This window comes from Streptomyces capparidis, from assembly GCF_054782095.1.
Genome location: NZ_BAAGTD010000070.1, coordinates 1 through 19,101 on the forward strand (window position 1 = coordinate 1; position 19,101 = coordinate 19,101).

Here is a 19,101-nt window from a genome sequence, read left to right on the forward strand (position 1 = left end):
GTCCGGATGTGTCACCGAGCAGCCTTCCGCGGCCGCCGCGCCCTGTCTTGGACATCCTTGCGGGCGGTTGTCGGACCTGCGGCGTACTGTGCTCCGGTGCTCTCGTTCGTCGACTTCGCCACCCGGCCGCAGTTCAACATCGCCGCTGTGACCTGCCGCGAGGACCACACAAGCTGGTCGGATGCGCAGGCGCGCGACGACTTCCGGGTGGTCCTGGTGCGCCGTGGCCGATTCCGCCGGGAAGCCGACGGCGTCCGCACGGACCTCGGTCCGACACTCGCCTACGTCGGTGTCCCGGGCGAGGAGGAGAGGTTCGCCCACCCGTCGGGAGGCGATGTGTGCACCTCCGTCATCTTGGCGCCGTCCCTGTGGCACGGCCTGGCAGGAGATCGGCCGCACACCGCCGCGTCCACCGTGTACATCGATGCCCGGCTCGATCTGGCCCATCGCAGGATGCTGGCCGCCGCCCGGGAGGGCGACATCGACTTCGGCGCCACGGAAGGGCTGCTCGACCTGATCGGCCCCGTCGTGACACGGGCCATCACCGGCCCCACGCCCGCGGGCACCCCGACCACTGCCCGCGACCGGGCCCTGGTCGCCGAGGCACGCCGGCTCGTCGACGAAGGCCATCCCGCCGCGACCGCCCTGTTTCCCCTCGCGGCACTGGTCGGTGTCTCGCCGTACCGCCTGAGCCGGGCGTTCACCCGCGAACTGGGCGTATCCCTGACCCGCTACCGCAACCGGGTCCGCGTGTCAGCGGCACTCGACCGTCTGGAGGCAGGCGAAACCCGTCTCGGCGTCCTCGCGGCCGACCTGGGCTTCGCCGACCAGTCCCATCTGACCCGCACCATCCGCGACCACCTGGGCACCACCCCCACGGCCCTTCGCCGCGCCATGGCCCACCCCTGCGACTCGCCGGACGGCATCCCAGCAGGCCCCGCGACAACCCCACTCGTTCAACGCGCGGGCGCGACGGTGGAGCGGTAGCCGCCAGATCGGTTGATCACGCCCCCAGGCGGCCAGCAGGTCAAGAGCGGCGGTGGCCATGACGGGTCTGCCCCACGCGCACGGGCACGGGCGGCAGCCACACGCTCGAGGAAGACCACCCACCGGGTCCCCGGCGCCCTTGCGCCGCGGCGCGAGGGGTGCAGACAGGACGGAGCGAGTACGGCGAGGCGCAGGCGGCGGGGCGGTTGTGGGTGCCGGTGGCGGTCTTGGGCTGGGCCCGGCACCCGGCGTCGTCCCGGCCCCGGACGCGACGGCACGGCAGTGGTGCAGGTCCGCGGTGGAGGCGATGGACCCCGCCGCGATCCGGGCCGCGATGCCGCACGCGCCGATCCCCGGGGCGGTGGCCGCGGGCCGGATCGCCGGCGCGCTCGGCACCCCCAACCAGCCCGGTGAAACCGCGGCCGTCACCGTGTTCGTCGTGCGCCGGCTCACCAACCGCGGGCTCCTGACGGACCTGTCCGCCATCCCGGAGGGGATGCTGCTCAACCCGGACCAAGTCGACGTGTGCGCCCGCGAGGACCTGGCGGCGATCGTGGCAGCGGAGACGCCGCTCGGGCCCAACCAGGCCGCCGCCCGACTGGCTGGTCCTCCCTCTGCGGCGCGGGTCAGCGCCCTGTTTAGGATTCGGCCGCGGACAACCCTTCCGGTGCCGTGCCCTCGGTGACGCTCAGGTCCTGGGCTCCTATGACGGACAGCAGTTCCAGCTGCTCGGCTCCCGGGCTTCCGGGCGGGGCGGTGAACCACAGCAGGCGTTGGCGTCCGTCCTCGCTGAGCAGGTTGTAACAGTCGAGTTCGATTATGCCGAGCGTGGGGTGGACGATCTTCTTGTGGTCCATGCGGCGCACCGCGACGTTGTGGGTGTCCCAGAGGGCCGCGAACTCCCGGCTGCGGCGACGTAGCACGGCGACCATCTTCGTGACCTCTGCGTCCCGGCCGCGCCGGGCGGCCGCTGCCTGGAGGTCGGCCACGAACACCCGGGAGTGGTGCGGATGATCCTCGGACGGGTATCTCTCGCGCGCCTGCGGGTCGGTGAACCAGCGGTACACGAAGCTCGCCGACGGGCCGCGGTGTGCCGGGGACGTGCCGAGCAGGTTTCGGGCCAGGTCGTTTTCCACCAGGGTTTCATGCAGGTCGGTGATGACGCGCGCGGGGGTGTTGGACAGCCGATCCAGGAGTCCGAGGAGCGCGGGCTGCACATGTGCCGATGGTCCGTGTGCTGACGGCGGGACCGGTCGTCCGGCCAGGTGAAACAGGTAGTCGCACTCGTCGCTGTTCAGGCGCAGGGCTCGGGCGAGGGCGGCGAGGGTCTGAGTCGAGGGCTGCACGCCGTTGTCTGCGCTGCCGCGTTCCAGCTCGGTGTAGTAGTCGGCTGACAGCCCGGCCAGCTGGGCGACTTCCTCGCGGCGCAGCCCGGGGACGCGCCGGCGCGGGCCTTGGGGGAGACCGACCTCGGCGGGGCGGATGCGGTCGCGGCGTGTCCTGAGGAAGGCGCCGAGTTCTGGGAAATTCACCCCTTCATGGTCGCTCGCGCGCCTGGGCCGTAGCCAGGGGGTGGCATCCCCTGGGTGTACGCAGCCCTGGCTAGGGGTGAGGGACCGGCCGATCGTTGAGGACGCAGCAGGGCGACGGCGAGGCCGCGGCCCGATCGCATCCCACCACAGGAGTCAGCAATGCCTATCCCCGCTTCCCTCGACGGGACCGCTGCCTCGGCCCAGCCGTCCGCCTCACCTCGTGTCGCGATCGTCACCGGCGGCTCGCGGGGCATCGGCCGCCGGACCGTTGGCCGGCTGGCCGCCGACGGGTACGCCGTCGTGGTCGGCTACGCCGGCAACCAGGCCGAGGCCGAAGCAGCCGTGAAGGAGGCCGCCGACCTCGGCGTCCGGGTGATCGCGGTGCGCGCCGACGTCGCCGACGAACACGCCGTCGCAGCCTTGTTCGACGCGGCCGAGGCAGAGTTCGGCGGCGTCGACGTCGTCGTGCACGCGGCCGGACGGGCACACACGGCGCACATCGCCGAGCTGGACCTGGCTGTCCTGGACGACCTGCACCGCACCAACATCCGCGGCACTTTCGTCGTCGTCCAGCAGGCCGCCCGTCGGGTGCGCCCCGGCGGCGCGATAGTGACGTTCTCCACGTCCGTGGTGGGGCTGGCCTTCCCGGGCTACGGCGCGTACTCCGCCAGCAAGGGCGCGGTCGAGGCGCTGACGCTGATCCTGGCCCGGGAGTTGCGGGGCCGGGACGTCACCGCGAACGCCGTCGCGCCCGGCCCCACGGCCACCGACCTGTTCCTGGACGGAAAGGACGAGGAGACCATTGCCCGCCTGGCGGCCCAGCCCCCGCTGGAGCGCCTCGGTACCCCCGCCGACATCGCCGAGGTCGTCGCGTTCCTGGCCTCCCCGGCCGGCCACTGGATCAACGGACAGGTCGTCCGCGCCAACGGCGGAATCATCTGAGCCGCTCGCGGCCATCCCACCGATCAACGAAGGACCCTGTCATGAGGAACGACGACGCCGGGAAGGTCATCCTGGTCACTGGGCCTCCAGCGGCATCGGGGCGCTGTCCGTGCGTGCGCTGGCCCTCGCCGGTCACACCGTGTACGCGGGCATCCGTCAGCTCGCGACCCGTAACGCGGCCGCGGTGGCCGACCTGGCGCGCTACGGCACCGATCACCAGGTCGACGTGCACGCCGTCGAGCTGGACGTCACCTGCCAGGACTCCGCCGACGCCGCAGTCGACCGGATCCTCGCCGAGCGCGGCCATCTGGATGTGGTCGTGCACAACGCCGGGCACATGGTCCTCGGCGCCGCCGAGGCGTTCACCGCCGAGCAACTTGCGGACCTGTACGACGTGAACGTCCTGGGCACGCAGCGCGTCAACCGCGCCGCCCTGCCGAAGTTGCGTGAGCAGGGCTCGTGGCTATTGGTGTGGATCGGCAGCTCCAGCACCCGCGGCGGCTGCCCGCCGTTCCTGGCCCCGTACTTCGCCGCCAAGGCCGCGATGGACGCCCTGGCAGTCAGCTACGCCGCCGAGGTGCTCCCGTTCGGCATTGACACCGCGATCGTGGTGCCCGGTGCGTTCACCAGCGGCACCGACCATTTCGCCAACGCCGGCGCCCCCGCCGACGTCGACCGTGCGGAAGTCTACGACCAGCGTCACCGACACCTGACGGACAACCTGGGCGAGCGCCTGGCCGCGCTCATCCCGCCGGACGCCGACGTGACCGAGGTCGCCGAGGCCGTCGTGAGCCTGGTCGCGACGCCGCATGGCACTCGACCGCTGCGCACCCATGTGGACCCCAGCCGAGACGGCAGCGAAGTCGTCGGCGCGGTCGCCGACCGCGTCCGCGCCGACTTCTTCCGCTGCCTCGGACTGGACAGCCTGCTCACCGCAGGCAGCTCCCTGTAACCCCACACCGAGAGAAAGAACAACCAGCCATGCCTTTCGCGAACTTCAAGGTCCCCGAGAAGACCCTCACCCCGAAACAGAAGGAGGAGATCGTCACCCGCACCACCGAGCTGTACGTCGAGATCTACGGCGAGCGCGCCCGCAACAACACCATGGTGCTGGTCGAAGAGGTCGCCGACGGCGGCTGGGGCATCTCCGGCAACGTGCTGACCCTCGCCATGCTCGGCGAGGCGATACCGACCGACACCAGCGGAGCCTGACCGCACCGGCCGCCATCCGGCCAGGACAGAACCTCGAAACCGACGGCCGCCGGGTCGAGCGTCCGGCCACACGGCCTCGTTCATCCGGGGGCTGGTGAGATCAGCGAAGCCCTTCATTGTGTCCCCGCACTCGATCGGTCGGCGATGTCCGCCGGGGTGCGGGGACGGGGCACGGCAGCGGTCGGCCCCAGGTCGAGCCGCTTGTCCATGTCCAGACGGAAGGTGCCGTACGGGTTGACGTTCGACCAGAACAGTGCGGTCAGGCCGCGCCGGTCCTCCTCGCTCAGATTCTTCGCCCAGGCCGGCTCGGCCAGGACCTGCTGCACCAGCAGCGTGTTGACATGCACGAGCGCTGACTGGAGCAGATGCAGCGCGAGCATCGACGTCTCGGCGTGCTCCTTGTCCGGCCCGGTCAGGGCGCCGTGCTTGCCGTAGTGCAGCACGGTGTTGGCGCTGTTCCAGTTCTCCACGACCTGGAGCCCGCCGTGGATCTCACGGCGCAGGCCGGGGCTGGCCAGGAAGTCGCACGCGAAGACCGTGCACACCGCACGCCCGAGTTTTTCGAGGGCCCGCGTAGGTGGGGTGCTTGGGGCCGCCGCGGGTGAAGCGCCGCAGGACCTGCTCGGCCTCCGCCGTCCCGAGCCGGAGAGCAGTGGCGTACTTGACCATCTGGTCGTACTGCTGCTTGATCAGGTCCCAGCGGATCGGCCGCGTCAGCGAGGCACCCAGCGTGGGCCAGCCGGGCGGGGCGTCGTCCGGGCGGTACAAGCGGATGCTGCCGATGCTCTTCAACCGGGGCAGCAGGCGCAATTTGAGCAGCTCGGTGAAGGCGAACCCAACCACGCTCGCGCCGTGCGTGTCGACGTAGTTCGACTCGATCTCGGCGTCCGTGCAGTGACGCAGCAGGCCCTCGATCATCGCCGCGACTTCGGACGACGAACAGCTCTTGAGCTGGGAGTAGATGCAGACGTTCTTCCGCTCGACGTGCCAGTAGATCATCACGCCGTTGCCGCCGTAGCGGGCGTGGTACTCGGTGGGTTTCCGCCCTCTCGGAAGTACGCCTCACCGAGCGCGGCGGCCACCAGCTCGGTCAGCTCCTGCTCGCTCGCCCCGGCCCGCCGGGCCGCGAGAATCTCGGCGGCCGTGGCCGGCGACACCCTCTGCGTGAGGCGCCGCCGCCGCGGATCGTCGGTGGAGCCGCGGGAGGAGGTGAAGCCGAACCTGGCCCGGGTGGAGATCACCAGCCCGGTCGCCGCTTGCTCGCTCAGCGCTTGGGCGCGCACCCGCGGCTGCCACTGCGAGGCGGCTTCGTCCTCGAGGGCCTGGCGCACGGCCGGGCGGGGCGTGCGGATGGTCCCGGAGCGGTAGCGCGCTGCACGGTGCGCTGGGAGATGCCCGGGCGGGCCGCGAGCGCCTTCGTGGAGGCCTGCGCGCGGCCCAGCAGGAACCGTGCCTGGGCGCGGGCGGTCTTCGGCACCGGCCGGGTGAAGGTTCCCCGCTCCGCGTGCTCCAGGCCCTCCTGGACCGGGCCGCGCCGCGAGGGCGGGGCTATGTGCTGCTCGTGGTGTTCGCTCATGCCCGGCAGGCTGTGCCCGACGGCCTGTGGACAGAGATCAGGCGCCCCTCGAAGGCCGGCACCCCGCGCAACCGACCGCCGGGCCACGGCCCGGCCAACCCTTCCCGACGCCGACGGGCCGAAACCAGGCAGCAGGTGCTCGATGCTGTACACCCGGCCGTGAGTGAGTGTTTTCGAACGCTGGTCGTGAGGTGCGTCCGGCTCGCCTGCGGCTTCGTGTACCTGCCGTCGGCGAATCGTTGGAACGGGTATGACTTCGCGCTCCGCTGCCCGTGCCGTCCTGGCTGCCGCGGTCCTGGCCGGGGGCCTTGCGCCAGCCCGGCGGGCCGGCGGGATTGTGGATGTCCTGGCACCGGCGTTCGGCAATGGCTGCCAGAACACCTACCGCCACTCCAGCGCCCGCAACGCAGTCAGTACCCACCCCGGGAGCGTGGCCGGCAACGGCGTCGGCGTGCCGGTGACGGGACCGCTCAACCACTGCGGCGGCGCCGATGCTCCCTCCGTCGTCAACCCACCGGGCGTCGTAGTACCACCACCAGCGGTGTAGCACCACCGGGTTAACCGAGGCGCCCCCCGGAGGCCCTACGACTGGTTGTTGGGCAACAAGCCCTACATCTGGTTCATCTGAAGGGCGGGGAGGCAGGGGCCGGCGGGGTGCGCCTACGGTGTCGGGCCTGCTGCTCCAGCTCGGACACACGGTCACGGAGTCGTCTGATGGCGCCGACCTGCTCGTCCTGGCTGGCGGTTCTTGGGGCGGCGGGTGGTTCAGACGCTCGTTGCAGTGCCCGCGGGGTGACGGGGAGCTGGGTCACGCTCTTGGTGCCGCGGGTGAGGCGGCGGGGCATGAGGGTGATCGCGGCCCAGGTGATCAGGGTCTCGGAGTGCTGGACGAGCCGCTCGTAGTCGCGGGCGTGCCGGCGGGCGGGCATGGTCCAGGCGAGGGAGCGTTCGACCACCCAGCGGCGGGGCAGGACGACGAAGCCGGAGGCGTCGCGGGGGCGGCTGACAGTCTTGATCGTCAGGTTCAGGTGAAGTTTGGCCAGGTGACGAGCCTGCCCGCGTAGGCGGAGTCGGCCCAGAGATGGTGATCTGCGGGTGCATCAGGCGCAGGCGGAAGAGGACTTCCTTCGCCGCGGCCCCCGCCGGTCGGGCAGCGGCCCCGTGCACGGTTGTCGGGCGCGCTCCCGCCGCGTAGCGCGGGGAGGTGCGGCTAAGGGGGTCGGGCAGTGCCGGGCACGCCAGGCAGCGCCGAGATGCCCTGAAGCGTGGCGCGGACCTGAAGCGTGGCGCGGATCCGGAAGTCAGCCGGACATCACCGTCCGGAGATCACCAGGTTGACGACCGCGTCGGCGGCCAGGGCGATGCCGAGGCCACCGACGGTCCAGCCCAGCAGCTTGGCGCTGTTCTTGGTGAGCCACGCGTTGAGGCGCCGCAGAAGCGGATCCATCCGCTGATGGGCGGCGAGCCTGGCGATGGCCAGGGCCGCGGCCGGGAGGACCATGACCGCGCAGTATCCGGCGAGGATCCCGCCGGTGAGTGGCCAGCCGAGGCCGGAGTTGGTGATCAGCGCGATCGCGCCGAGGTAGGGCAGCATCGTGGCCACCTCCAGGGCCGCCGCCACGGTGGCCATGCTCATCAGTCCGCGGGCGCTGCCCGGCCCCGTCATCGCCCGCGTCCGCCACCGGTGGACTTTGCCCGGCTCGTTGCCCTGGCGGCGGGCCCGAGCCTCCAGCCGGTAGCTCCATACGATGATCAGGACCCCGACGGCGAGCTGGCCGATCCGAAGCGGAAGCGATCGGACGTCCGCAAGGGCACGCTGCACGGTTCCCAGCGCGGCATCAGCACCCGCGGCCAGCAACATCCCCACCACGAAGTAGAACAGCGCGACGGTGGCCAGGTAGATGAAGATCCGCCCGGTACGCAGTCGGCCCGGCGTCAGCAGCAGCCAGATCGGGATCAGCAGCGTTCCGAAACTGGTGCTGTCGAGCAGGCTGAGCCCTGTCAACCCCAGCGCGAGCGCGGGCGTCATCCTTCCCCGCCTCGGCCGAACAGTCGATCGACGTACGCCCGCAGGGCCGCACGCGAACTCGCGGCGTCGAAGCCGCTGGTGGCGGCGTGATGCAGGCACAGCCCGTCCACGAAAGCCACCAACGCCGCGGCCTCGGCCCTGACATCGAGCTCAAGCTTAAGCTCCCCGGCCCGTTGAGCCCCCTCGAAGGCCTCGGTGAGGCCGTCGATCAGCTCGGTAACCGCCGCCTGGTGAATCGCGGCCATCTCCCGATCGGTGAGCGAGGCCTGGACGAAGCTCAGCCAGACGCCCAACTCCTTCTCGCGCTCGGGCTCCAGCGGCAGGATCTGCTCCATCAGCGCAACGACAATCCCCCGGACCGGAGGCACGATCGGGACTCGACGCACCCGCTCCTGCGTACGTCGACAGACGTAGTCGAACCCGAACCGCAGCAGTTCGTCCTTGGAGCGGAAATAGCGCTGCACCAGGCCCACCGACACCCCGGCTGCGGTCGCGACATCCGTCAGGGTGGTCCGCGCCAGCCCTCGCTCGGCGACCGTGGCCAGCAGCGCTTCGGCGACCTGGGTTCTTCGCGTCTCGGGATCGGCATGCTGAGTCACAATAAAATAATAGCAGCATATTTTTTGCTTGCCGCAGTCGGCCGCTCAGAGGTCCGGCGGGCGCCCCGACCTCCGCCGCCATCTCAGCGACAGGGACAGTCAGGGACGCGGACGCCGGGCGGTGGCGGTGACCGCGGCCGTGGCGTTGTCGATGTGGCGCTGCCAGCGCAAGCCAACGGTCTGGCCGGGCAGGCCGGGGGCAGGCCCAGAAGGAGGCAGTCAAGACCCCCATGCAGGTTCGAGGAGCTGAAGAAGGCGTTGATGAAGTGCGCGGCCGCAATCGCCGGCGGCCCAGGCCTGTGGAAGGACGAGCAGGCCGTGGCCGTACAGCTCGCTCACCACAAGCTCACCGGCGACGGCCTCTTCGAGACCTACGCCGAACCCGTGCACGCACCCTCGTGATCAAGACCTGCCCTTGGTGCTGAGAACTGTTCGAGGGGACGAGCGGCGACACAGCCGCGCCGACCCGGGCCACAGCGGGCAAACGCAGCACGGGAGCAAGACCGGGCGCCCCGAAAGGGCCAGCGCGGGGCGCAGCCGCCGTGCGGTCGAGGGCGTGCGGCCGGGTGGCTCTCGGGCGGCGCGGCACGGCGCGGGCGCGAGGCAGGTCCGCCAGGCGCGGGAGCCGGTCGGTGATGTCGTTACACCCGTCGCCTACAATGATCACGACCTCAAGGTCTTCCTCCACGTGGCCGGGAGCACCGACCCCGAGCAGGTCCTCCACGATCCCGGCTGGGTCGAATGGCGCGGCGCCCCGCCCCGCCAGTGGAACCCCGACTGACCCGCACACGCGGGGAACCCGGCCGCGCGGCAGGGCGGCGGCACAACCCGCAGTCAGAACCCGGCGAAGCGGCCTGGGGGCGGATTGCCCGGACCGGCCGGTGAACACTCGACAGCCCAAGCCGCGGGAGGGAGCCCGGCGGCACAACGAGCCGTTCCTTCAGCCCCGGTTGCGCACGTAGGCCTCCACGATGGCCAGCAGTTCCACGCGCTCCCAGGCGGCGAGGTTCTCCATGTGGGCCACGACCGCGCGGGCCTCGTCGCTGACGGGCAGGTCCTCCTCGAAGCCGAAGCACTGGACGGCGGCGACGCGCGCCAGCAGAGCGCGGGGCAGTTCCAGGCCGCAGGCGAGTGCCGCGAGATTTTCGCGGGTCGGCGCCTTCGCAAGCGCCCGAGTTCCGGTTTGGATATCCACTGGACACTCAGGGGCTCCCCGCCGCGTCGGCGACCTGGACAAGGCTCCGGCCCAGCTCGCCTCGGTAGGCCCCGATCAGGTGGCGCACGGCTGCCTTGTCACTGGCGGTCATGACCGCCATGATGCCGGGGCGTCACGCGGCCCGGTGCGGCACGGCGGCAAGGCTCGAGGGCAGACAGGCGGCTCCGGGGCGAGGCGGGGGCGGGTGCCGGGAGCACGGCACCGCGCGGCCGCAGGCAGACCGAATAGGTGGAGAAGCACGCACTGCTGAACGGCCGAGGCGACGGCCGGGCCCCGGGGCAGTCACGCCCACGGACGCCGCAGGGCCGGGCCGCGGCCCTCCCGGGGAGGGCCGCGGCCCTCCCCGGGAGGGCCGCGGCCGACCGCCCGAGAGGCACGATCCCGGGGAACACGGCGACACAGCACGGCCGGGATCGGGCGGGGCCGCCTCCGCCCAGCGGCCGGGCATGCGCGGGCCCGGGCGCCGGAGTGGGGTCGAGCGTCGACGGGCGGGCGGCCGCAGCGCCCAGGTGGAAAAGCAGCCCGCGCCGCAACGTCCGCGGGGGCTCGGGGGGCGGGACTCGAGAGAACGGCCGCGTCCGGCCCCCGCGTCCCCGGTGGACGCCGGACGCAGGGCGGATCCGAGCGCAAGCGCCAGGAGCAGAAGGGCGGCCGCCACGGGGACGAGCGGGAAGGGCTCGGCGGCTCGGATGCCGGGCTGGGGAGGGCGGGACACAGCCGACGACGAGCAGGGCAGCAGACGGGGTGTAGCCGGGCCGGGACGGTCGGCGGCCGCTGCGCGGGCGCGGGGCGGCCGCCGACCGGCGGTGAGGCGGGCGCGGGGCAGGGCCCCCGAGGGCGGCCGGCCGTTCCCGGCACCCGGGGCACGGAGCGGGGCGGGGTGGACGGCGGCGGACGCGTGGCCGATGCCCCAGGTCAGCGAGCAGTGGCGCAGGTTCGCCGACAGAATGCGCGCGCCGCATCACCGCGCTGTGCCTCCGTTCGACCGGATCACCCGCCCCGGTCCCGTGCTGGCGCGGTGGCCTGCTGTGAGGGGACAGTGGGCGTTATGGCGTTGCTGTTACTGCTCATCTTGAGCGGTGTGATCACCGTCTTCGTTCTGACCGGGTACGGGTGCAGCATCTTGTCGTGGCACGGCCGCACACCAGCCGACGCGGGCGTGCGACTGCGCGGTCTGGCTTTCTTGGTCGGCGCTGCGGCGATCACCGTGTACGTGTGGGGCGCCCTGCATGTCGCCGGCGCGGTTGTGGAGGCGGAGGACGGCGGTACGGGCTCGGTTCCGTTCCCGACGTGCGTGGAGGCGGGAGGGAGGGACGCGGCGGCGCAGGTGGACGGGTATCGAATCGAGTATCTGCCTGTGCGCTTCGTGTGCACCACTGACGGTGGCGGTTACACCGCCGCTGTCCCGGGCTACGTCAATCCCGTGGCGCTCGGGCTGGCGGCGGCCGCGTTCTTGCTTGCCGTCCTGGCATGGCAGCACCGCGCTCCGGCCACCACCGAGCGATGAGCGGCAGCGGCGCAGTCCAAATTTTCCGGTCACTGTGGGCGGACGGGGCGGGGCTCCCCGGCCGCGTCGGGAGGCGGCCGCGGCGCAGGCACCTGGCCTCGCCCGGGCAGCGCAGGTTGGGTCGGCGCAGGTCGGGCTGCGGACGCACAGCGAAGCGGCCCAGGGCGGGCCCGGCTCCGGCAGGCGGCGGCCCGCCGCGCGGGCGCGGAACACCCGGCTGACGGCCCGCGCTGCAAGTGCGGAACGCACCCGACGCGGGGGCCTGAGTCCGCAGCGGCCCCGCAGGACGGCACGCGCGGAGGGCACCCCGGGTGGAGTGGGCAGCCGCGCACCGGGCCTGGCACGGAGGTAAGGGCCGAGCGCAGCCGGGCCACCCGACGCCCCCGGGGGACGCGGCGGCGGCTGTGCGGGCCAGGCGCAGGCGGGGCGGGACACCGGGGCCGGCCGGGGAACACCCGCCCGGCGGCGGGCAGCAGCGGACAGGCGGACGGAGGGCGGGCGAGGATCGCCGGGACCGGCCAGCCTGGCCTCGTCGCCTCACGGTCCGGGCTGGGCGGTGCCGGGGTCCTTGCCCACCAAGGAGGACAGCAGCTCGATGGCCTGCGCCTGGTCAGGGTCGATCTTCTCGCTCAGCATTCGCACTCCACCGGCGAGCTGGTCCGATTTCTGATCGAGGTTGCCGACCTGGAGCCGCACGGCGGTGAAATCGCTCCTCATGATGCCGAGCCCGCGGTCGGCCTTCTCCTTCGCCTGGTCGAAGCGGCGGGTGAGCGCGGCTATCTCACTGTGAGCTACGGCGTCTTCGGCCATGCGCGGCTCTCCTGCCAGAACACGAACCAGGGCGACACAAGGTCCCTCACGACAGCGCGCCCCCAGAGGCCGCAGACACCAGACGCCCAAGGCCGATGGCAGCACTGGACCGGCGTGCGACGGCACGCAGGCACGGGCACGCCGAGTGGGGCCGACGCGGTGAGCGGGGACCAGCCGGGTTCGGCAGCGAGCCCGGGTGCCGCAGCGGCGGCCGGGCTCGCCCACTGTGCGTGGAGGAAGCGCGGGTGGCGGGCACACGGCGCGGGGACGCGCCCGGCGGCAGTCGGGACCGTCGGTGTTCGGGACGACGCCAGCTACGACCCGGAATCGGCTGCCCCCAGGAAGTACGACAGACTCGCGAACCGCTCCCCACGAAGACCCCGGTACCCCCAGCACGTTGCTGGACATCCGCCTACCGGGGTTCAGCACGCCGCACCACCTGCCCTGTCAACGGGCACAAGGACCCACGCGCCCGCGCAGTACCGGCACTGGCGTAACGCCCACCCGACCAGCAACACCCGCGTCCCCTGTCATCGCCAATTCCACCTCTGTGGCCCCGATGGCCAGCAACGACACACCACACCTCCGACCCATGCGACCATCTCTCACCACCGCTGACACCAAGCCGAGAGATCGCAGACGGCGGGCCGAGAGCGGTGGGGGGATGGTCGGCCGCCGAGCCGGTTGCGAGGTCTGGCATCTGGTTGAGGCCAAGGCGAGCCCTTGGGGGATCTACTACACGGGCACGGCGCTGCCAGACGATCGGCCAGGCCGGGTCCCAGTGCGAGGCGATCGCCTTGCAGCGCCTTCGCGCGTTCGGGATGGGCCCACTTCCAGGAGGGCAGCAAGGAGATCGAGGCTGCGTTCCCCGAGGCCGGGTTGGCCGACCACCTCGACTTCGCCCGATAAGGCACCGCACATCCAGCGATACACCGTCGGCGGTGGACTGCGTCCCGTGCGTGGGGAAGCCGGAACGCCCGGCTTCCCCACGGCCCGGAGCCTGACCAGCAGTGGCGGGCCTCGTCTCCCAGGGCACCCGCGTCGGCAAGCTGTCGACCGTCCGGGCCGACGGGAGCCCCCATGTCACGCCGGTGTGGTTTCTGCTGGACGGGACGCCGACGAGACGCTTGCAGCGGGCCGGGTGCCTCGGCGCCCGTTACATGGGGAAGGACCGCGCCCAGGAGTACGCCGCCCGCAACGGCGGCCCGGGAAACCTCCTCGTCCGGGCCCGCATCGAGAAGGTCATCGCTTTCGCCGGCATCGCCGACTGATCCCGTAGCCGGGGCAGGGGACCAGACTCACCTCGAGGGCGGTGCGGTGCCGGGCGGCGGTCGCGGCGCGAGCACCGACACGGCCGCGGCGCCCGCCTCGCCGGCGCCGCCGTCCCCTCCTGCGGCAGCGCCCGGGGCGCGGACGGGTGGAAGGCAACCTCGAAGTGCACCGGAGCGAGCAGCGTCACTTGGCTGCGGTTTCACGGCCGGCGTCGTGGGCCGCGGCCAAGGCTTTGGTATGCAGGTCGGCGGCGAGGTCCTGGCGGTGTTCCATGCCGGGGGCGGTGGCGGCGAGGGTGAGCTCGAATTCGATGACGACGAGGTCGGCCTGCCACAGTCGGCGAGGACGCGCTTGAGATACGGGGTGGAGCGGTCCCGGCCCTCACGCAGGCATCGCCGGGCAGCGGGTCGGTGCCCAGGTGGGGGCGTACCACCGGCGCGTCCGGGTGGACCGCGGCCCGCTCCGACTCCACGAGATCGGCGAGTTCTGCGCTGATGGAGGGCCGGGAAGGGTGCTGGCGTCGGGTCGGGACAGGCTCATGGCGTCTCCATGGTGTTGGGGTGTTGGTGTCTGTGTCGTCGCGCGCCGCTCCGGCGGTGAGGGGCGCGCAGCCTGCGGGGCAGGTACCTGGAGCGTTCAGCGTCCTTTGCGCGTGTAGGCGTGGAGCGACAGCGGGACGAAGATCACCAGCAGGGCGGCCGACCAGAGCAGGACGGTGGTCACCGGGTGTTCGAGTGGCCAGGCCACGTCTCCGGACGGGGCGCCCGGGTTGCCGAATAGGTCCCGTGAGGCGGCGGTGAGCGCGCTCACCGGGTTCCAGTCGGCCAGGAAGCGAAGCCAGCCCGGCATCCCGTCGGTCGGGACGAACGCGTTCGACAGCATCGTGAACGGCAGACCCAGCGGCACCATCGCGTCGGCGACCTGGTCGTTCTTCACCGCGAGTCCCACATAGACGCCCACCCAGCTCAGCGCGTACCGCAGCACGATCATCAGCAGGAACGCCTGGGCGGTGGGGATCAGGCCGCGGTGCGGCTGCCAGCCCACCAGCAGGCCCGTGCCCACCATCATGGCGAGCATCAGCAGCCCGGTCAGCAGGTCGGCTCCGGTCTGCCCGAACGGCACCGCCAGACGTGCCATCGGCATGGAGCGGAACCGGTCCATCACGCCGCGGGAGGCGTCGGCTGCCGTTCGCGTCATGACCCCCAGCCACGCGGAGAAGGTCACCATCGCGAACAGGCCGGGCATGAGGTACTCGCGGTAGTCGCCGCCGTCCGGCACCTGGATCGCGCTGCCGAAGACGTATCCGAACAGCACGACCATGACGGCCGGGAAGATCAGCGCCGCTACGATTTCGCCGGGCGCGTGCCGCAGCCGTCCCAGCTCGCGGCCGACCAGGGTCAGCCCGTCGGTGAACGTCCACCGCAGGCGGTGGCCCAGCGGCGGGGCGAGATCGGTCATCGGACCAGTTCCTTCCGGTCGGTGAGGCGCAGGAACACCTCGTCGAGCGTGGGGCGGCGCAGCCGTACGTCAGCCGCGGCGACCCCGGCGCGGTCGAGCTCGCGCATGACGTCGAAGAGCCGGAAGCCGCCGCCCGGCAGGCCGACGCTGAGCCGGTCGGCGGTCACCGTGGGATCGGTTCCGGCCAGGCTTTTCAGCACGGTCGCCGCCGCGTCCAGGGCGGCGGGGTCTTCGAGTTCGACGTCGAGGCGGTCGCCGATCGTGGCCTTCAGCTCGTCGGGGGTGCCCGTGGCGATCACCTGTCCGTGGTCGACGACGGCGATGTCGTCGGCCAGCCGGTCGGCCTCGTCCAGGTACTGCGTGGTGAGCAACACCGTGGTGCCGTCCGCCACCAGCTCGCGGATGCTGTCCCAGATCTCGCCGCGGCTGCGCGGGTCGAGGCCGGTGGTCGGCTCGTCCAGGAAGAGCACCTCGGGGCGCAGGATGAGGCTGGTGATCAGGTCGAGGCGGCGGCGCATACCGCCGGAGTAGCCGGCGACCTGCCGGTCGGCGGCGTCCATCAGATCGAAGCGTTCGAGCAGCTCGTCGGCCCGTCGGCGCGCGTCGCGCCGGGACAGATGGGACAGGCGCGCGAACATGCGCAGGTTGCCGCGGCCGGTGAGCTTCTCGTCCACGGCGGCGTGCTGGCCCGCGAGACCGATCCTGGCGCGCACCTTGCCGGCCTCGCGGACGACATCGTGTCCGGCGATGCGGGCGTGCCCGGCATCGGGATCGGACAAGGTCGCCAGGATGCGCACCGCGGTCGTCTTGCCCGCGCCGTTCGGCCCCAGCACGCCGCAGACCGTTCCTCTCGGGACGCTCAGGTCCAGGCCCCGCAGGGCGTGGGTGTCGCCGAAGGCCTTGTGCAGCCCTTCGGCGACCACGATCGAATCAGACACAACCCCTCCACTGGGTACCTTGTACGCGGTCTCGGCGGACACGCTAAGCGACTGGGTACTATGTACGCAACCAAGGAGGTGGAAGGGTGGCCGAAGCCGAGTACGTGAGCATCTGGATGCGGCCCGAGCGCTCCGCATACGGGCCGAAGCCGGTGCACAGCCGCGCGAAGATCACCGAGGCGGCCGTCCGGATCGCCGACGCCGAAGGGTTGGAGGCCGCCACCATGCGGCGGATCGCCGCTGAGATCGGTGCCGGCGTGATGTCCCTGTACCGGTACGTCCCGAGCCGCGAGGACCTGGTCGAGCTCATGGTCGACCAGGTGATGGGCGAGATCGACGTCACGGGGATGCCCTCGGGCGACTGGCGCGCCGACCTGACCCACTACGCCGACGGGCTGCGGGGCATGTGGATGAAGCACCCGTGGATCACCACCGTGCAGCGCTCCCTGCCCAGCTTCGGCCCCAATCAGCTCCTCCTGGTCGAACGGCTGATGGGGGTGCTCGACGCCTTCGTCTCCATCGACGAGAACCTCGGCCTCGTGGCCCTGCTGAACAGCCACGTCGAAAGCACCGTCCGCGAGGAGATCAGCACGGCCCGGGAGATCCACCGCAGCGGACTCAGCGAGTCGGAGTGGATGGCGCGGAGCTACGCGTACATCGACAGGCTGGTGAAGAGCGGGGAGTACCCGATCTTCACCAAGATCGTGACGGAGGCGCGCCAACCGCACCTGAGCCGCGAAGACCAGTTCCGGCACGGGCTCCAGCGGGTCCTGGACTGCATCGCCGCGGCCCTCCCGCCAACGGCCAAGTCTCCGATGGTGGCGGCGCACCGAGAGGGCCGGGAACACGACAGGCCAGGACAGGCTCGCAGTCGACCATCCGAGAGGGCATCAGGAGCGATATAGACGCACAGGCCTTGCTTGTGTCTGATGCTCAGCGGATGCGTCCGCTGAAGCACGGTTACACCAACCGCACCGTCGGTGATGGCGCTGTCGTGGAGAAGACCTACGAAGGCCCCGAGGCTGGACTCGGGCTTCGTCTGAGCACGCACTGCTGCCCCGACTGCGGGGTCGATTGCCCGTGCCGCCGGTGCGGGAAGCGACGGAGACCACGCTCACCTTCGACTTCGTGGCCGGTGCGCCGGGCCAGGAGCTTCTGGCTGCCGGTCAGCCGGAAGCGGTCTTCGCGAGCTGTGGGAAGTTGCTGCGTCGCGTCCACGGGATCACACCGAGGGTGCTGCCTGAGGACGCGCCCAGGGCGGACAAGGTGCTTGTGCACGGTGACTTCGGGCCCAACAACGTACTGCTCAATCCCGGCACGTTCGAGGTCACCGCAGTGGTCGACGGGGAGTTCGCCCATCTCGGGGATCCGGTCGAGGATCTGGCCTGGTGCGAGTGGATCGTGCGCACCCACCATCATCGCATTGCGCTCGGTCACTTCTTTCGGGCAGATCGAAAGGCGGCCAGGCTCTGCCTCGCCGGGCCGGCAGGGTGGTCAGCAGGTGTCACCCCCGTCCTCCTGATGCAGGGCATCACCACAGGAGGCGGCAAGTCCTCGCCGCAGCCTGCGCCCGATGACCGTACCCGGATCCTGACCGTCCGGGCAGCTCGCTCGCACCTGCTCCAGCGTGTGGTGGACGGGTCGGTCGGCGAACATCGGTGGTTCGGTGGGCGTTGGCGCGGGCGGGAACGCGAGGGCTGCGGGGTGCTGCCTGATCAGGCTGCTCCTTCCGCTGGTAGACATGCGTGCAGTCGCCGCCTCCGACCGTCGTGCAGGCCCAGGCGATCAGGCCTGCGTCGTTGACCATGACCGTGGACGTGGAACCGTAGGGGATCCCGGAAGGCATCGGCAGCACACCCGGTCGCTTGCGGATCCTCCCTCTCGCAGGTTCTCCCGTAGCAGGCGGCTGCGGCGGTGGGCTCGGGGAACGCGGAGGGGAAGTCGGCTCCGCGGCGGGACTGCGCCAGCACCCGGTCCCGGTGGGCGACGACGATCACCCGGAACCCGCCCCATTGCGGTTCGAACACCACCCCACCCGGCAACGCTGCGGGGTCCTGGTCGGCTTTGGACCGGTTCGATCGGGCGATGACCGCGACCAGCGCGCGCGGGTCGCCGAGGTCGTTGGCATAGGCCTCGCGGCGCTTGGCGCTCCAGGCACCGGTACCGCTGTCCCACGCCGCGGTGATGTGCCGGTACGCCTCGCGCGCGGCGTCGTCCAACGGCGCGCGCAGCACCAGGGCAGTGGCCAGGGTGGTCACGGCCGGGGTGTCGAGCGTGAGCACGGCCGTCACCCGGCGCAGGTCGTCGACGATCTCGGCGGTGGACCGTTCGGGATCGCAGAACGAGGCGCCGCACAACTCGACCAAGTACCGGAGTTTGTCCGTGTCCGGCTCGCCGTCGCAGGCCCGGCGCAGCGCGGTCAGTGCCTCCCGTAGCGCCTGAAGCTCCCAGGCGGACACGGTGAGCAGGTACAGGCCGCCGGTGGTGGGGTGTTCGGGCAGGGCGGCGGCCAGGCGGGCCAGCAGGTGCGCTGTTTGGTGGTAGGTGACCGCGGGCAGTACCAGCCGGTCCTCGCCCTCGGAGGCGGAGGCGGGGGCGGAGGCGGAGGCAGAGGCGGAGGCGGAGGCGGAGGCGAGCATGGACAGCACCCGGTCCGCGAGATACCCGGCGTGCTTCGCCCACGCCGGATCATTGGGGAGCACACAGGGCCGGTCCGGCCCGGTCTTCGACATGACCACCACCCTCCCGGCCCGGCAGCACCCGCACCACCCAAAGCGGTGAACACCGCCACGCGCCGTGCGGCTTCGCGCCCCTGCCCTGGCCGCCGCCCGGCCCCTTCCCGGCCGGGCGCCACGGCCCCGCACGGGGCCACCCAGCCGGCCAGGCAGCGCCGCCGCGATCCCCTGCCACGCCGCTGGCAGTACCGTCGCCCACCCCACTTCCCCACCACCTTCAGGGGCAGCGAGAGGCGTACAGGGGATATCGGCGCCCACAGGGCCCTCACCACGGGGTCTGACCAGGAG

General features: G+C 71.7%; 17 protein-coding genes and 4 pseudogenes. 10 read left to right on the forward strand and 11 right to left on the reverse strand.

The window, feature by feature from the left end; genetic code table 11:
• The first annotated feature begins 96 nt into the window (after nt 1-96).
• Both ACYVO2_RS34125 and ACYVO2_RS34130 read left to right on the forward strand, forming a co-directional pair.
• On the forward strand, nt 97-987 hold the full coding sequence (locus ACYVO2_RS34125) for a helix-turn-helix domain-containing protein (protein ID WP_461011983.1): 891 nt from the start codon (nt 97-99) through the stop codon (nt 985-987).
• 298 nt (nt 988-1,285) lie between these two features.
• Nucleotides 1,286-1,672: a hypothetical protein gene (locus ACYVO2_RS34130; protein WP_461011984.1), complete on the forward strand. Its 387-nt coding sequence runs from the start codon at nt 1,286-1,288 to the stop codon at nt 1,670-1,672.
• On the opposite strand, the gene ACYVO2_RS34135 is transcribed toward ACYVO2_RS34130, so the two are convergent.
• Complete coding sequence (locus tag ACYVO2_RS34135; protein WP_461011985.1) at nt 1,626-2,519, reverse strand: helix-turn-helix transcriptional regulator; 894 nt, start codon at nt 2,517-2,519, stop codon at nt 1,626-1,628. The two genes, ACYVO2_RS34130 and ACYVO2_RS34135, sit on opposite strands and share 47 nt — an antisense overlap.
• Nucleotides 2,520-2,678: 159 nt before the next feature.
• On the opposite strand from ACYVO2_RS34135, the gene ACYVO2_RS34140 reads away from it, so the two are divergent.
• From ACYVO2_RS34140 to ACYVO2_RS34150, 3 genes are all read left to right on the forward strand, one after another.
• The gene (locus ACYVO2_RS34140; protein WP_461011986.1) at nt 2,679-3,461 is read left to right on the forward strand and encodes an SDR family oxidoreductase; all 783 of its coding nucleotides are present in this window, start codon (nt 2,679-2,681) and stop codon (nt 3,459-3,461) included.
• Between the two features lie 109 nt (nt 3,462-3,570).
• Nucleotides 3,571-4,413, forward strand: a complete 843-nt coding sequence (locus ACYVO2_RS34145) for an SDR family NAD(P)-dependent oxidoreductase (protein ID WP_461011987.1) — start codon at nt 3,571-3,573, stop codon at nt 4,411-4,413.
• Nucleotides 4,414-4,442: 29 nt separating this feature from the next.
• Nucleotides 4,443-4,673 carry a tautomerase family protein gene (locus ACYVO2_RS34150; protein WP_461011988.1) on the forward strand — a complete coding sequence of 77 codons (231 nt, stop codon included), beginning with the start codon at nt 4,443-4,445 and terminating at the stop codon, nt 4,671-4,673.
• A gap of 113 nt (nt 4,674-4,786) precedes the next feature.
• Here ACYVO2_RS34150 and ACYVO2_RS34155 read toward each other — a convergent pair.
• The 5 genes and pseudogenes from ACYVO2_RS34155 to ACYVO2_RS34175 form a co-directional block, all read right to left on the reverse strand.
• Nucleotides 4,787-5,708 (reverse strand): annotated as a pseudogene (locus ACYVO2_RS34155) (Tn3 family transposase); the annotation flags it as partial.
• Nucleotides 5,672-6,283: a telomere-protecting terminal protein Tpg gene (gene tpg, locus ACYVO2_RS34160; protein WP_461012008.1), complete on the reverse strand. Its 612-nt coding sequence runs from the start codon at nt 6,281-6,283 to the stop codon at nt 5,672-5,674. The gene tpg and the pseudogene ACYVO2_RS34155, both read right to left, overlap by 37 nt.
• Nucleotides 6,284-7,073: 790 nt before the next feature.
• Nucleotides 7,074-7,386 (reverse strand): annotated as a pseudogene (locus ACYVO2_RS34165) (transposase); the annotation flags it as partial.
• A 175-nt stretch (nt 7,387-7,561) separates the two neighbouring features.
• Entirely contained in the window at nt 7,562-8,278 is a 717-nt protein-coding gene (locus tag ACYVO2_RS34170) for a GAP family protein (protein ID WP_461011989.1), read from the reverse strand.
• Nucleotides 8,275-8,877: a TetR/AcrR family transcriptional regulator gene (locus ACYVO2_RS34175; protein WP_461011990.1), complete on the reverse strand. Its 603-nt coding sequence runs from the start codon at nt 8,875-8,877 to the stop codon at nt 8,275-8,277. The genes ACYVO2_RS34170 and ACYVO2_RS34175 overlap by 4 nt, the downstream gene beginning before the upstream one ends.
• A gap of 261 nt (nt 8,878-9,138) precedes the next feature.
• Between ACYVO2_RS34175 and ACYVO2_RS34180 the strand changes: the two genes are divergently transcribed.
• The gene (locus ACYVO2_RS34180) at nt 9,139-9,279 is read left to right on the forward strand and encodes a hypothetical protein (protein ID WP_461011991.1); all 141 of its coding nucleotides are present in this window, start codon (nt 9,139-9,141) and stop codon (nt 9,277-9,279) included.
• Nucleotides 9,280-9,817: 538 nt separating this feature from the next.
• Here the strand turns inward: ACYVO2_RS34180 and ACYVO2_RS34185 are convergent.
• Complete coding sequence (locus tag ACYVO2_RS34185; RefSeq protein ID WP_461011992.1) at nt 9,818-10,072, reverse strand: hypothetical protein; 255 nt, start codon at nt 10,070-10,072, stop codon at nt 9,818-9,820.
• Nucleotides 10,073-11,141: 1,069 nt separating this feature from the next.
• Between ACYVO2_RS34185 and ACYVO2_RS34190 the strand changes: the two genes are divergently transcribed.
• Nucleotides 11,142-11,600, forward strand: coding sequence for a hypothetical protein (locus ACYVO2_RS34190; protein ID WP_461011993.1), 459 nt, complete (start codon nt 11,142-11,144; stop codon nt 11,598-11,600).
• Nucleotides 11,601-12,137: 537 nt separating this feature from the next.
• Here the strand turns inward: ACYVO2_RS34190 and ACYVO2_RS34195 are convergent.
• Nucleotides 12,138-12,410: a hypothetical protein gene (locus ACYVO2_RS34195; RefSeq protein WP_461011994.1), complete on the reverse strand. Its 273-nt coding sequence runs from the start codon at nt 12,408-12,410 to the stop codon at nt 12,138-12,140.
• A 927-nt stretch (nt 12,411-13,337) separates the two neighbouring features.
• On the opposite strand from ACYVO2_RS34195, the pseudogene ACYVO2_RS34200 reads away from it, so the two are divergent.
• Nucleotides 13,338-13,681, forward strand: a pseudogene (locus tag ACYVO2_RS34200) (pyridoxamine 5'-phosphate oxidase family protein).
• A gap of 637 nt (nt 13,682-14,318) precedes the next feature.
• On the opposite strand, the gene ACYVO2_RS34205 reads toward ACYVO2_RS34200, so the two are convergent.
• Nucleotides 14,319-15,140, reverse strand: coding sequence for an ABC transporter permease (locus tag ACYVO2_RS34205; protein ID WP_461011995.1), 822 nt, complete (start codon nt 15,138-15,140; stop codon nt 14,319-14,321).
• Nucleotides 15,137-16,078, reverse strand: coding sequence for an ATP-binding cassette domain-containing protein (locus ACYVO2_RS34210; protein WP_461011996.1), 942 nt, complete (start codon nt 16,076-16,078; stop codon nt 15,137-15,139). Before ACYVO2_RS34210 ends, ACYVO2_RS34205 begins: the two co-directional genes overlap by 4 nt.
• A gap of 86 nt (nt 16,079-16,164) precedes the next feature.
• Between ACYVO2_RS34210 and ACYVO2_RS34215 the strand changes: the two genes are divergently transcribed.
• Together ACYVO2_RS34215 and ACYVO2_RS34220 are read left to right on the forward strand one after the other, a co-directional pair.
• The gene (locus ACYVO2_RS34215) at nt 16,165-16,983 is read left to right on the forward strand and encodes a TetR/AcrR family transcriptional regulator (RefSeq protein ID WP_461011997.1); all 819 of its coding nucleotides are present in this window, start codon (nt 16,165-16,167) and stop codon (nt 16,981-16,983) included.
• Nucleotides 16,984-17,350: 367 nt separating this feature from the next.
• Complete coding sequence (locus tag ACYVO2_RS34220) at nt 17,351-17,881, forward strand: phosphotransferase (protein ID WP_461012009.1); 531 nt, start codon at nt 17,351-17,353, stop codon at nt 17,879-17,881.
• A gap of 242 nt (nt 17,882-18,123) precedes the next feature.
• Here the strand turns inward: ACYVO2_RS34220 and ACYVO2_RS34225 are convergent.
• Nucleotides 18,124-18,264 (reverse strand): annotated as a pseudogene (locus ACYVO2_RS34225) (HNH endonuclease); the annotation flags it as partial.
• Between the last annotated feature and the right edge of the window lie 837 nt (nt 18,265-19,101).

What these genes read in the sequence shown, in the direction of transcription:
- ACYVO2_RS34205 (WP_461011995.1), bottom strand. Translation starts at nt 15,140, where the DNA reads ATGACCGATCTCGCCCCGCCGCTGGGCCACCGCCTGCGGTGGACGTTC.
- ACYVO2_RS34180 (WP_461011991.1), top strand. Translation starts at nt 9,139, where the DNA reads ATGAAGTGCGCGGCCGCAATCGCCGGCGGCCCAGGCCTGTGGAAGGAC.
- ACYVO2_RS34140 (WP_461011986.1), top strand. Translation starts at nt 2,679, where the DNA reads ATGCCTATCCCCGCTTCCCTCGACGGGACCGCTGCCTCGGCCCAGCCG.
- ACYVO2_RS34170 (WP_461011989.1), bottom strand. Translation starts at nt 8,278, where the DNA reads ATGACGCCCGCGCTCGCGCTGGGGTTGACAGGGCTCAGCCTGCTCGAC.
- ACYVO2_RS34195 (WP_461011994.1), bottom strand. Translation starts at nt 12,410, where the DNA reads ATGGCCGAAGACGCCGTAGCTCACAGTGAGATAGCCGCGCTCACCCGC.
- ACYVO2_RS34190 (WP_461011993.1), top strand. Translation starts at nt 11,142, where the DNA reads ATGGCGTTGCTGTTACTGCTCATCTTGAGCGGTGTGATCACCGTCTTC.
- ACYVO2_RS34150 (WP_461011988.1), top strand. Translation starts at nt 4,443, where the DNA reads ATGCCTTTCGCGAACTTCAAGGTCCCCGAGAAGACCCTCACCCCGAAA.